Genomic DNA, 11933 nt, shown 5'->3' on the forward strand with positions numbered 1-11933 from the left:
GGCGGCTTGCCCACGCGTAGCGGGACCGGCTGTGTCCATTGATTGATGGGGAGACTTCAACGTGCAATCCATTTACCGTTATCCCGATGGCGTGTGGCCCAACACGCTGGCACTGGCGGCCACCGTGCTGCTGTATCCGTTGGGCCTGGGCCTGATGTTGGCCAACGCCTGGGGTTGGAACATCCTGGGCCTGGCCTGCATGATGCTGAGCCTGACCTGGTCGGCCTACTTCATCCACGAGTTCGCGCACCACGCCATCTTCCGCCGGCCCGAGACCAATGCGCGCTGGGGCACCTTCATGAGCTGGCTCAATGGCAGCTGCTACGCCCGCTATGAAGACATGCGGCGCAAGCACATGCGCCACCATGTGGAGCGTGCCGACGTGGTCACCTTCGATGCCAAGGGCTATCTGCTGAAGGCACCGGCCTGGCTGCGCAACACCGTGCTGGCACTGGAGTGGGCCTACTTTCCCGCAGTGGAATACCTGATGCGCGGCTTTGTGATCGCCATGCCGTTCCGCAAGGACCTCAAGGGCCACAACACCGGCGGCAAGCTGCGCATGGTGGCCATCATCGTGGTGCGCTTCTCGGCGCTTGCCCTGCTGGGCTGGGTGTCGCTCAAGGCGCTGCTGCTGTATTGCATGGCCGTGCTGATCTTCATCACCCTGCTGCGCTTTGCCGACTGCTTCCAGCACACCTACATTGCCTACCCCATCCTGGACGACACACCGTTGCCCAAGGAACTGGTGCGCGACCGCGTCTACGAGCAGGCCAACACCTATTCCGACGTGGTGGGCGTGGCCAGTGGCCTGGGCAACAACGTGCTCAACATGCTGTGGCTGAACTTCGGCTTTCACAACGCGCACCACGAGCGCCCTACCGTGCCCTGGTACCGTCTGCCGGCCTACCACCGCGAGCTGTACCCGGACGACTATGCGCAGGTGGTCACCGTGGGAGAGCTGCTGCGCAGCTTCCATGTGAACCGCCTCAAACGCATCCTGGCGGACGACTACGGCGCGGTGGCGCCCGTGGGTGTGCCAGGACGCGCCAACACCTTTGTGGGCGCGGTGGGCGTGTCGTTCCTGACGGCTGTCTGAGGCCTTCACGTCCATGACTTCCAACTACGGACTGCAGGGCCGTGTGGTCGTGCTCACGGGTGCGGCCAGCGGCATTGGCCGCGCACTGGCCCAGGCCTTTGCTGCACAACACGCCGAGCTGGTGCTGGTGGACCGCACCGCCGATGCGCTGCACGCCGTGGCCGCTGCGTTTGCGCCGCAATGCAAGGTCACTGCGCATGTGTGCGACCTGTCGGACGACGCGGCTGTGGCAGCCCTGGCCGCGCAGCTCGCAGCACAACACCCCCAGGTGCATGTGCTGGTCAACAACGCGGGTGCTGAATACCCCACGCCTCTGTCTGACACCGCGGTGGATGCCAATACGCGCTGGGCCCGTCTGCTGGACAACAACGTGACCAGCATGGCGCGGCTCACGCGGGCCCTGCTGCCCTTGCTGCACAGCGGCGCCAGCATCATCAACCAGTCGTCCATCTGGGGCCGCACCGGCGTGGCGGACTTCTCGGCCTATGTGGCCAGCAAGCATGCGGTGATAGGCCTCACGCGCGCACTGGCCTGGGAGCTGGGGCCGCGCGGCATACGCGTCAACGCGGTCTGCCCGGGCTGGATACGCACCGATGCCGCCATGGCGTCGCTGCGCAGCATGGCACAGACGCAGGGCCGCAGCGAAGCTGAAGTGGAGCGCGAGATCCTGGCGGGCCAAGCCCTACCCCGCATGCTGTCGCCCGCCGACATTGCCGGGGTCTATCTGTTCCTGGCCAGTGACGATGCGCACTGCATGACCGGGCAAAGCCTGGTCGCCAGCAATGGCGAGGTGATGGCATGAGCGCACCCCACACCATGAACCTGCAAGGCCGCACCGCGCTCATTACCGGTGCTGCCAGCGGGATAGGCCGCGCTACCGCCCTGCTGTTTGCGCAGGCTGGCGCAACCGTGGTGGTCAACCACCTGGGGCGTGCAGAAGCGGCACAGGAAGTCGTGAGACAGATCACCGCCCACGGCGGCAAGGCCTGGGCCGTGGAGGCTGATGTCACCCAGGCCAGCGCCGTCAGCGCCATGGTCGCGCAGGTGCAGTCGGCGAGGCCCATCGACATCCTGGTGAACAACGCCGGCATCATCCAGGAGAAGCCATTTCTGGAGACCACCGAAGACGATTGGGACCGCATGCTGGATGTGGACCTGAAGTCGGTGTTCCTGATGTGCCGCGCCGTGCTGCCCGGCATGGTGGCGCAGGGCCGTGGCGTGGTCATCAACACGGCATCGGACCTGGGCTACCTCGGGCGCGCACAGTTTGCGCCCTACTGCGCGGCCAAGGCCGGAGTGATTGGGCTCACACGCTCGCTGGCGCGCGAGTTTGCACCGGCCATACGCGTCAATGCGATTGCACCGGGGCCGGTGGATACGGCCATGGTGTCGCTGGAGTCAATGAGTGCGGAAACCATAGCGCTGGAGCTGGCGATTCCGCAGCACCGCTTTGCCCAGCCCGAAGAAATCGCCGCCACCGCGCTGTTCCTGGCCAGCGACTTGTCGCGCTTCTACTGCGGTCAGGTGCTGGGGCCCAACGGCGGATCGGTGATGCCGTGAGTGCCGTCTGGGTTCTGCTGTTTTCTTCCTCGCTGTGGGGCCTGACCTGGTGGCCGCTCAAAAGCTTTGCGGCAGCGGGCCTCTCCGGCCCCTTGCTGGCCATGCTGACCTATGGTTTTGCCGGGCTGGTGGGCCTGCCCTGGCTGCTGAAGCAGCGCCAAGCGTGGCGCACGCAGACCGGCCTGCTGGTGTGGATTGCACTGGTGGGCGGCTGGGGCAATACCGCGTTTGTCAGCGCCATGGTGCTGGGCGATGTGGTGCGGGTGATGCTGCTGTTCTACCTGGCGCCGGTGTGGTCGGTGCTGGGCGGGCGTTTGTTCCTGGGCGAGCGCGTGTCCAAGCGCCGCGCACTGGCGGTGGCGCTGTCGCTGTGCGGCGCGTTTCTGGTGGTGGGTGGCATGGCGGCCTTTGCCGCGCCGCCCAGTGCGGCGGACCTGCTGGCCGTCACCGCAGGTCTGGCCTTTTCGGGTAACAACATTCTGGCGCGCAAGGCGCAGGGCGTGCCCACCTCCAGCAAGACCATTGGCCTGCTGCTGGGCTGCGGCGTGACGTCCGCGCTGATGCTGGCTCTCATGGCAGCGCTGGGCGCGCAGTCGGGCAACTTGCCCAGCGCAGCGGTATTCAGCCCACGCATCGTCTTGTTGCTAGCCGCGTTCTCGCTGTTCTGGATGGCGCTGGTCACCTGTACCTGGCAGTGGAGCGTGACCCGGCTGGAGGCTGGGCGCTCGGGCGTGATTGCCATTGCCGAGCTGGTGGTGGCGCTGCTGTCGGCCACGCTCTCGGGCTTTGAGACCATGACGCTGCTGGAGTGCATGGGCGCCGCACTCATCGCCTCGGCCGCCGTGCTGGAGGCCACCGACAACCCCACACCACCTGCCCCACTTTCATCAACCTCTCTTGTCAAGGACACCGCATGAGCACCATCTGGATGAACCAACTCTCGTGGGTCGATTACGAAGCCCGCATCCGCAACGAACAGCCGCCCATCTTCCTGCCGGTGGGCGCGCTGGAGCAGCACGGTCCGCATCTGCCACTGGGCACCGACGGCCTGCTGTCGGCAGCCGTTGCCGCCGACACCGCCGCCCAAGTGGGCGGGCTGGTGGCGCCCACGCTGTCGTATGGCTACAAGTCGCAACCCAAGTGCGGCGGCGGCCAGCACTTTTGCGGCACCACCAGCGTGGACGCGGCTACGCTGATCGGCTCGGTGCGCGATGCGGTGCGCGAGTTCGCACGGCATGGCGCCACCAAGCTGGTGATCGTCAACGGCCACTACGAGAACCAGTGGTTCCTGATCGAGGGCATAGACCTGGGCCTGCGCGACCTGGGGCCTGGGGCCAAGCTGCAAGTGATGCGGCTAGAGTACTGGGACTTTCTGACCGAAGCCACGCTGGCCAGCGTGTTCCCCAATGGCTTCCCCGGCTTTGCGCTGGAGCATGCAGCGGTGATCGAGACTTCCATGATGCTGCACTACCACCCCTCGCTGGTGCGTACCGACCTGATCCCCGAAGAGCCACCAGCCGACTTCCCGCCCTACGACGTCTACCCCACCAAGAAGCACTGGGTGCCGCTCTCGGGCGTGCTGTCTTCCGCCAAGGGATCGACCGCAGAAAAAGGCCAGGTCATGGCGCACGAGCTGGCGCAGCGCATGGCCGTTGCGGTGGCCGAGGCGTTCCAGTAAGACGGGCCACGCAACCATGCTGAGCGCCACATCCACTGCGCTGCTGGTCATCGACATGCAGCGTGATTTTCTGGACCCGCGTGGCTATGCGGCGCAGGCCGGGCTGGACATTGCGCGCCTGCGCCAGACCATTGCCCCGGTGCAGGCCCTGCTGGCAGCGGCCCGTGCTGCGGGCATGCGCGTGCTCTTCACCCGCGAAGGCCACCGGCCCGACCTGAGCGACTGCCCACCCACCAAACTGGCACGCAGCCACGCAGCGGGCGCCGCCATTGGTTCACCGGGTCCGTTAGGGCGGCTGCTGGTGCGCGGCGAATATGGCCACGACATGGTGGACGAATGCGCGCCGCTGGCTGGTGAGCCGGTGATCGACAAGCCGGGCTACAGCGCCTTCCACCAGACCGACCTGGACCAGATCCTGCGCGCCCAGGGCATACAGACCCTGCTGGTGTGCGGCGTGACCACCGAGGTGTGCGTGAGCACCAGCGTGCGCGCCGCCACCGACCTGGGCTACCACTGCATCACCGTGGCCGACGCCTGTGCCGCGTCTGAGGCGCACCTGCAGCGGCCCGCGCTGGACATGCTGCAGGTGGAAGGTGGCATATTCGGCGACGTGCAGCCCTGCGCCGCAGTGCTGGCACGCATGCCCGCCGCTTTGGAGACACCTACATGACCCAGGTCCGCAAACTCTGGCCCCTGCTCACCGCCACGCACCGCTACGAGAAAACCATCTCCACCTACAACCGCGGCCATGGCGAGTTCATCGACGCGCCCATCCTGGCCTACCTGATAGAGACGGCCAACGGACGCATCCTCTACGACGTGGGCTGCGACCACCGCAAGATCAACGACCCCGCACTGCGCAAGCGCTTCTACGAAGACTCGGCCCTGGGCATGGCCGCGCCGCGCATGGACGAAGAGCAGCGCATTCCGCACCACCTGGCGCGCCTGGGCCTCACACCGGCGGACGTAGATGTGATCTTCATCGGCCACCTGCACTTTGACCATGCCGGTGGACTCAAGGAGCTGCGCCGCTGCGGCTGCGGCGCCGAAATCCATCTGCAGTTCGACGAGAAAGAGGCGGCCGACACCGGCGAAGACATCGCCGTGTGGGACGACGACCTTGCCGACGACGCAGGCACACCGCTGCAGTTCAAGCTGCAGCGCGGCGAATACAGCGTGGTGCCGGGCGTGCAAGCCATCAGCACACCGGGCCACACCGCCGGACATATGTCGATGTGGATCGAGCTGCCCAAGGGGCCACCGGTGCTGCTGGCAGGCGACGCAGCCGACCTGGAAGAGAACATCGCCGACGAGATCGCCCCCGGCGGCCTGTGGCGTGGCAACGAGGCGCAGGCCATTGACAGCATCCGCAAGCTCAAAGCCCTGGCGCAGGAGACCGACGCCCACATCTGGCCCAACCACGACATGACTTTCTACAACCGCCTGCACACCTTCCCCCAAGCCTATGAATGACCTGAACCCCTCCACCCCCGGCTGGCCCGTACCCGCACCCAGCACCGGCGATGTACCCGAGCGCTACTTTGGCGTATGGTCGCGCACGCTGCTGGAAACCCCGGACACCAAGGACACCACCACCCTGGTGCGCTGGATGCAGCTCGGCCAATGGCATGTGGACCTGCGCGTGCCACAGTCACCCGACCGCCCCTTGCAGGGCTTTAGCGGCACCACCCGCATCACGCAAGTGGGCGACAAGGAAATGTGCACCTGGCAACGCCTGGTGGACTACCAGCCACCGCGCGCCACGGTGGACGAAGGCTGGATGGAATTCGAAACACCCGAGCGCGTGCTGGAACGCGGCATCCACAGCACCTACTTCGAAATCTGGGACCGCCTGCCCGGCTCTGTGGGCAGGCGCATTGCGCTGTCAGAGCCGACACGCGACGATGGCCGCGTCAGTGCGCGCATTTTTGTGTCCGGCAACTACCTGATGCGCATGCGGCCGTGTGAGCCGATTGGGCCGGCGTTTGAGATTACGTTTGGTACTTGGGATGGTGGGGTATTCCGCATTGAGGCTTCGACGGTAGGGGCGCTGCAGGGGACGGTGGAGGCACTGGAGCTGCGGCAGGCGGATGGGGGAAGGGCGGTGGTTACTGCTGCTGGGCACGCTGGGGAGTGGGGAGTGCTGGAGTGGTGGGCTGGGGCGTTGGACCGAATTTAGGGCGATAGCGTTCAAAAGGGAGTCAGACACTGAGGATTACGGCGGCCACAGTTGTGACGGTCAAGCCTTCGGGGTAGCGTTGCAAAAGATAGGGTGGGATTGGCCGGTTGGGAAGACCGCAAGCTTGGAAGGAGAGTACTTCGCAGAGCATCTTTACAAATCTAAACCAAATTTCGCCCAACAAGCGTGCCGTGTCGATTGACTCAGATTTCGGTCAATACGACAATACGCGCCTCTCAACAACGGAGTAATCCATGGAATCTGGCCCTAGTACCGGTTCGCCCAAGGCGAGCCCTCCAGCGCGTACGTAGGCGGCCTTTTTCCGCATCGTCTCGCTGGTTTCAGCAGGACGATGTGTTGCAGCTTTCTCTTTCGGTGTCAGTTCTTGGCACTGCAGTGCATCTCCTCGGTTTTTTGCATTTGCGCAATGCGTTTGTGCTGAAGCGTTCGCCTGAGCGTTTTCGGTAGCAAAGACGTGTGCGCTTTGACGTCGATCCTGTGGATCGCCTTCACAAAGGAGTTGCCATGAAATTCAATATTCACTTTGTCATCAAGGCTCTGGCTTTGGTTTGGACATGCGTATCTACAACCCGACCCAAGGCTGACCAGCACCACGACCCTGTCGCGGCCGCTCCGTATGGAGCCTTGTTTTCCATCTTGACCAGCGCTCGCTGATCGCGCATGCCTACAGAGGAGAAATCAATATGACCCCAATCAACGCAATGAACGATTCCGTCAAAGTGGGCTCCAGCGCAGTGCTCGACAGTGCACATGTGGGAGATATTCGTGGAGCGTTTGGAACCATCAAACTAGGGGATACCGGTGTGCGCGCAACATGGAAACAGCGCTGGCACACCTTACTGGCAATACTTGGTCCCGGTCTGATAGTGATGGTAGGAGACAACGATGCGGGTGCATTCGGCACCTATACGCAGGCCGGACAAAACTACGGCACATCCTTGCTATGGACCCTCTTGTTGCTTGTACCTGTCCTTTATGTCAACCAGGAGATGGTTCTTCGCCTGGGAGCCGTCACGGGAGTTGGGCATGCTCGGTTGATTTTTGAGCGCTTTGGAAAGTTCTGGGGGGCTTTCAGCGTAGTCGATCTGTTCTTGCTCAATGCCTTGACCATCGTTACCGAATTCATCGGTATCAGCCTCGGATTGGATTATCTGGGCGTCTCGCGCATATGGGGTGTCGCAATCGCAGCGCTAATCATCATCGGAGCAGCCAGCACCGGGGACTTTCGTCGCTTTGAGCGATTCTCCTTGTTTCTTGTTTTTGCGAGTCTGCTACTGATTCCCATCGTGATCATGGTCCATCCAGCCCCGACCCAGATCGCTCATGACTTCTTTGTGCCCCAAATGCCCAAGGATAGCAAGCTGAGCGAAGTCATGCTGCTGATCATTGGCATTGTCGGGACCACCGTCGCCCCTTGGCAATTGTTCTTTCAGCAAAGCTATGTCATCGACAAGCGAATCACCCCGCGCTTCATCCGATACCAGCGCATGGACCTTTGGCTGGGCATCTTCCTGGTGGTCGTAGGCGCCGTTGCCATGATTGCCTTTGCGGCGCAGACCTTTGGCGGGCAGCCGGAATTCGGCAATTTCACCGATGCACTGGGTGTCGCCAATGGGTTGGAGAAATACTATGGTCGTGTGCCAGGCGTATTTTTCGCCATTGCACTCATCGACGCTTCCATCATTGGTGCATTGGCGGTATCGCTTTCAACGGCTTACGCCATTGGTGATGTATTTGCAGTGCGTCACTCCCTGCACCGCAAGCCCGGCGATGCCAAGGCCTTCTATGCGGTCTACATAGGGCTGATCATCGTTGCTGCCGCCTTGGTACTGACTCCTGGCACGCCCTTGGGACTTCTCACCAACCTCGTGCAGACCTTGGCAGGCGTGTTGCTTCCTAGCGCTACCGTCTTCTTGCTCCTGCTGTGCAACGACAAGGCGGTACTGGGCCCTTGGGCCAATTCCAAAGGGCTCAACTGGTTCACCGCAGCCATCATTGCTGTACTGGTGATGCTTTCGGTCATTCTGACTGCGGCCGTGCTCTTCCCAGACATCAGCGATGCACACATTCTTGGTGTCCTGGTTGGTGGAACGGTACTCGGCGCAATCTTGGCATTAGCCGTCAAGGTCTATGAGCGCTATCAAGGCGTTCAAGTTTCCGAAGACACGCTCCTTCCAATGACGCAAGTAGAGCGAGACAACTGGAGAATGCCCGCCATGGACATGTTGACGCCGGCACGCCTCAGCTTGTCCAGCCGCATGTGGATGCTGGTGCTGCGCGCCTACCTGGTTATCGCGGCGGGATTACTAATCGTAAAACTCGTTTTGCTAGCCATGCCTGCCTGATTGAAGCGTGCGCCCAAATGCTGTATGTAGGCGCAAGCGAATGATCGAGGTTGCTATCTTGGCGATCCGATCGACGCCAAATATTGCGCTACAGCTTCCATATCCTGATCTGATAGCGCGTGCGTGATTTGCTTCATAGCGGCACCACGGGGACGTTGGTCCGTGTGCTTGAACACTTTGAGCTGCTCCACGACATAGCTTGCATGTTGGCCGGCCAAGCGTGGGAATCCACCATTGCCCTCGGCCTTCGGTCCATGACACGCCATGCAGGCTACGACTTCGTTCTCGGGAATTCCGTTGTTGAAAATTTGCTCTCCTCGGACCAATAGCGCGCTCTGACCAATATGTGCCCGCATAGCAGGCTGACTGGAGAAGTAATCTGCAAGCTCGTCAACCTGACCTGCAGTCAGGTGGGTAAAGCCCCACATGTATTGGGTGCCACGGGAGTCACTTCTGTCGTGGCCCTTGAAATCGGCCAATTGGGCTGCAAGGTACTCCTTTTGTTGACCTGCCAGTTTGGGAAATGCCGGTGATGTGGACTCACCTGTCACTCCGTGACAGTTGGAGCACACCTGAACGGCTACAACCTTCCCGGGCACACCCGGGTTTGCAACATCACGGCTACTGCCAAGGCTGGTGCAGGCGGACATCGTCAGCACCGCGGCCACGACGGTGAAGGATTTCAATAAAAGCTGTTTGGTCTTCATCATCGTCTCCCCAATTAGAAAGCGGCCCACAGATACACATATGTGGAATTGTTGTCACTGGCATTTCGACCAGCACCGTCGTAATTTGATGTACTTCCCAGGTATTTGGTGAAGATATTGAACTGAACGCCCACGCGCACGTTCTGATTGATCAGGTAGAAGAACTCTGGTGTCCACACCTCAGAATCCGGAACACTCGTCGCGTTGTAGGTGTAAACCGCTGCGTCTGCGCTACCTGTTACGTTTCGGTAGGTCAAACTTGCGCCGTATGTCTGCCGATAGACATAACTCGCCTTTGCAAAGAGGGTATTTAATGTCGCAGATCCGCTGTAAGTTGGCGTAACTTGGTTGTCATCAATGTTTTCCTGTATTGCACGTATTTGTGCAGTAAACGTATGTGGAGCTAACAAGTACTGATACTGAGCGTCTATGCCCACATCCCGGTAGTGCAAGCTTCCAAGAGACGCGTCAGGAATTGCATCCGCATTGTCCACCAGCGTTTTAGCATCGAATCCAAAAGCACCTACCATGATGTTGTGAGCATCCCATTCACGCGTGTATGCAAGGCGCCAGTACAGGTTGTTGCCGTCAACATAGGTACCGGCAAATGGATGACTGGTGTCTCCGCTTTGCGTTGGATAGCTCAGGAAGGAAAGCCCACCCTTGGCAGCCTGGTATGAAGTCAGTTCGGCGTAGTAAGTCTTATCGAGGTAGATATAACCACCAATACCTGCTACCTTTTGAGAGAGCCCGCCCTCGAGCAAGGTCGTGTACGGCAGCCCCCCAAACGCTCCCTGTGTCGTGCTCATATAGGGAGAAGACCATGCTGGCGCGCTGTTCCAAACGTCTTGAACCGACGGATTGTTGTTGAGTGTGAGCCCCCAAACCAGATCTCTATTGACATCAACCGTTCGATCGGCATACCGCAGATCAAAGTTGTCGGCTGCAAAACTTCCCCCATCTGGAAAAGACTGGGTGTACTGCGCAAATCCGCCGATGTTGTCAGTAACCTTGCCGGCCAAAAAGACACTGGCACTCTCAATAATGGTTTGACCATCCCGGCTTGAGGCCATGGCTCCATACCCGTCTGCCGCTGGATTTTGCGTTGTGGTGTTGGTTGCCACCACCATTGCCGACAGCGGATTGCCACCTTCACCCAAGGTGTATCCGGTCAGCTTGAACATCCGCCCATAGGGAGTCAATTCGGGGTACTGACCTCCCGCATGACACGCCACGCAACTTTGTCCCGTTTGTCGTGCGAACGTTGGTACAGCCAATGCTGACTGACACGCAATCAGCGATACCAGTCCGACAAGTCCAGCAATGGCCGACTTTCTCCATGTCCCCAACCACAAAGATCGAGCAACGCCACAAACGCATTCAACCAATTTCATTTTCGTCTCCTGCCAATTTGCCGAAACAACTTCGACATGGGTCAATGCTGATCCGATGCAGGCAGAAAATATTGACGTAGCGCAAGGTGATTAGGCAAAAAACCAGCTTTACATTAATTTGCAAAGACGCACATTTCAAGAGTATCGAACTGTCGACAATGTGCACTGTGGGGGATTGGCGCCCTCGCTCTACATGTTATTGGCGAAAGCTTTTCAGAACCCTCCATCCGTCATGTGATGGAGGTTTTTTTTTCGCAAGCTGCTAACTTGGTACTCCCATCAATGGATGCAGAGTAGCGGCAACTCATTCACCATGGGTACGGCGCTATTTTGTTGGCGCAAGGCACTCATAAATGTCTTCGCCCTTTGGCTGGTAGAACGGGCACTTGCGCAATTTCGCAATAGTCATCGGCTCATCGCCTCCCGCAAAATTGACTTCGAAGTCGCCGTGCGGCGCATTTACGATGACAAATTCAGATACCAACGCGCAGTTCTTTGAATCGCCCCCGGGTCCAGGCGTCAGGTCATAGCCAACCGTTAAGTGATTGTCCGTAAACTTGAACTTTGCGGCCTGTGGCTGTTGCCCGCAAACCACCGGGTCAAAGACTGTCACTACAAGCTTGTCATACAGGCGATACGGTGTCACCACCTCCTGTTGTTTGTCCTTCGTGTTCTCAATCTGGATGGCCTTGAAGATCAACGATGGAGTTCCTGTGGATACGGGCAACTCTGCAAATGCAGACATAGATAACAACGCTACACCAACCAATATTGCTGTCTTTTTCATAAGAAACTCCGAAGTTATTCAATACCTTTACAAGCGCCACGCGCACCTTAGGGTATGACTCTGTTCGGAAATCCTTTCGTTGCGATAGGTCAAGGTCTTGTCAGATGACAACACTTCCCATCGGCACACCATTCTTGGCGGATCAGTTCAATTTACCCCTTTGCCC

At 60.1% G+C, this 11933-nt stretch carries 13 protein-coding genes; 10 read left to right on the forward strand and 3 right to left on the reverse strand.

The window, feature by feature from the left end:
* Positions 1-61: 61 nt before the first annotated feature.
* The 10 genes from AC1RMF_RS22435 to AC1RMF_RS22480 all read left to right on the forward strand — a co-directional run bounded on the left by AC1RMF_RS22435 (position 62) and on the right by AC1RMF_RS22480 (position 8879).
* The gene (locus tag AC1RMF_RS22435) at positions 62-1096 is read left to right on the forward strand and encodes a fatty acid desaturase family protein (RefSeq protein ID WP_493144455.1); all 1035 of its coding nucleotides are present in this window, start codon (positions 62-64) and stop codon (positions 1094-1096) included.
* 13 nt (positions 1097-1109) lie between these two features.
* Positions 1110-1898, forward strand: a complete 789-nt coding sequence (locus AC1RMF_RS22440) for an SDR family NAD(P)-dependent oxidoreductase (protein ID WP_493144456.1) — start codon at positions 1110-1112, stop codon at positions 1896-1898.
* Entirely contained in the window at positions 1895-2656 is a 762-nt protein-coding gene (locus AC1RMF_RS22445) for an SDR family NAD(P)-dependent oxidoreductase (protein WP_493144458.1), read from the forward strand. Before AC1RMF_RS22440 ends, AC1RMF_RS22445 begins: the two co-directional genes overlap by 4 nt.
* Positions 2653-3573 carry a DMT family transporter gene (locus AC1RMF_RS22450; RefSeq protein ID WP_493144460.1) on the forward strand — a complete coding sequence of 307 codons (921 nt, stop codon included), beginning with the start codon at positions 2653-2655 and terminating at the stop codon, positions 3571-3573. The genes AC1RMF_RS22445 and AC1RMF_RS22450 overlap by 4 nt, the downstream gene beginning before the upstream one ends.
* Entirely contained in the window at positions 3570-4334 is a 765-nt protein-coding gene (locus AC1RMF_RS22455; protein WP_493144461.1) for a creatininase, read from the forward strand. Before AC1RMF_RS22450 ends, AC1RMF_RS22455 begins: the two co-directional genes overlap by 4 nt.
* A gap of 16 nt (positions 4335-4350) precedes the next feature.
* Positions 4351-5004: a cysteine hydrolase family protein gene (locus tag AC1RMF_RS22460; protein ID WP_493144462.1), complete on the forward strand. Its 654-nt coding sequence runs from the start codon at positions 4351-4353 to the stop codon at positions 5002-5004.
* On the forward strand, positions 5001-5807 hold the full coding sequence (locus AC1RMF_RS22465; RefSeq protein WP_493144463.1) for an N-acyl homoserine lactonase family protein: 807 nt from the start codon (positions 5001-5003) through the stop codon (positions 5805-5807). Before AC1RMF_RS22460 ends, AC1RMF_RS22465 begins: the two co-directional genes overlap by 4 nt.
* The gene (locus AC1RMF_RS22470; protein ID WP_493144465.1) at positions 5800-6513 is read left to right on the forward strand and encodes a hypothetical protein; all 714 of its coding nucleotides are present in this window, start codon (positions 5800-5802) and stop codon (positions 6511-6513) included. The genes AC1RMF_RS22465 and AC1RMF_RS22470 overlap by 8 nt, the downstream gene beginning before the upstream one ends.
* 525 nt (positions 6514-7038) lie before the next feature.
* On the forward strand, positions 7039-7188 hold the full coding sequence (locus AC1RMF_RS22475; RefSeq protein WP_342620797.1) for a hypothetical protein: 150 nt from the start codon (positions 7039-7041) through the stop codon (positions 7186-7188).
* 29 nt (positions 7189-7217) lie between these two features.
* Positions 7218-8879 carry an NRAMP family divalent metal transporter gene (locus AC1RMF_RS22480; RefSeq protein WP_342620796.1) on the forward strand — a complete coding sequence of 554 codons (1662 nt, stop codon included), beginning with the start codon at positions 7218-7220 and terminating at the stop codon, positions 8877-8879.
* A 53-nt stretch (positions 8880-8932) separates the two neighbouring features.
* Here AC1RMF_RS22480 and AC1RMF_RS22485 read toward each other — a convergent pair whose 3' ends face one another.
* The 3 genes from AC1RMF_RS22485 to AC1RMF_RS22495 form a co-directional block, all read right to left on the reverse strand.
* Positions 8933-9586, reverse strand: coding sequence for a c-type cytochrome (locus AC1RMF_RS22485; protein ID WP_342620795.1), 654 nt, complete (start codon positions 9584-9586; stop codon positions 8933-8935).
* Positions 9587-9600: 14 nt separating this feature from the next.
* Positions 9601-10980: a cytochrome C gene (locus AC1RMF_RS22490; protein WP_342620794.1), complete on the reverse strand. Its 1380-nt coding sequence runs from the start codon at positions 10978-10980 to the stop codon at positions 9601-9603.
* Between the two features lie 325 nt (positions 10981-11305).
* Positions 11306-11767 carry a hypothetical protein gene (locus tag AC1RMF_RS22495; RefSeq protein ID WP_342620793.1) on the reverse strand — a complete coding sequence of 154 codons (462 nt, stop codon included), beginning with the start codon at positions 11765-11767 and terminating at the stop codon, positions 11306-11308.
* Positions 11768-11933 lie beyond the last annotated feature (166 nt).

Source organism: Rhodoferax sp. GW822-FHT04A08 (genome assembly GCF_058801025.1).

Bases quoted from the DNA above. Each gene is read 5' to 3' on its own strand.
- AC1RMF_RS22470 (WP_493144465.1), top strand. From the start codon at position 5,800: ATGAATGACCTGAACCCCTCCACCCCCGGCTGGCCCGTACCCGCACCC.
- AC1RMF_RS22475 (WP_342620797.1), top strand. From the start codon at position 7,039: ATGAAATTCAATATTCACTTTGTCATCAAGGCTCTGGCTTTGGTTTGG.
- AC1RMF_RS22490 (WP_342620794.1), bottom strand. From the start codon at position 10,980: ATGAAATTGGTTGAATGCGTTTGTGGCGTTGCTCGATCTTTGTGGTTG.
- AC1RMF_RS22445 (WP_493144458.1), top strand. From the start codon at position 1,895: ATGAGCGCACCCCACACCATGAACCTGCAAGGCCGCACCGCGCTCATT.
- AC1RMF_RS22455 (WP_493144461.1), top strand. From the start codon at position 3,570: ATGAGCACCATCTGGATGAACCAACTCTCGTGGGTCGATTACGAAGCC.
- AC1RMF_RS22440 (WP_493144456.1), top strand. From the start codon at position 1,110: ATGACTTCCAACTACGGACTGCAGGGCCGTGTGGTCGTGCTCACGGGT.
- AC1RMF_RS22480 (WP_342620796.1), top strand. From the start codon at position 7,218: ATGACCCCAATCAACGCAATGAACGATTCCGTCAAAGTGGGCTCCAGC.
- AC1RMF_RS22495 (WP_342620793.1), bottom strand. From the start codon at position 11,767: ATGAAAAAGACAGCAATATTGGTTGGTGTAGCGTTGTTATCTATGTCT.
- AC1RMF_RS22465 (WP_493144463.1), top strand. From the start codon at position 5,001: ATGACCCAGGTCCGCAAACTCTGGCCCCTGCTCACCGCCACGCACCGC.
- AC1RMF_RS22460 (WP_493144462.1), top strand. From the start codon at position 4,351: ATGCTGAGCGCCACATCCACTGCGCTGCTGGTCATCGACATGCAGCGT.
- AC1RMF_RS22485 (WP_342620795.1), bottom strand. From the start codon at position 9,586: ATGAAGACCAAACAGCTTTTATTGAAATCCTTCACCGTCGTGGCCGCG.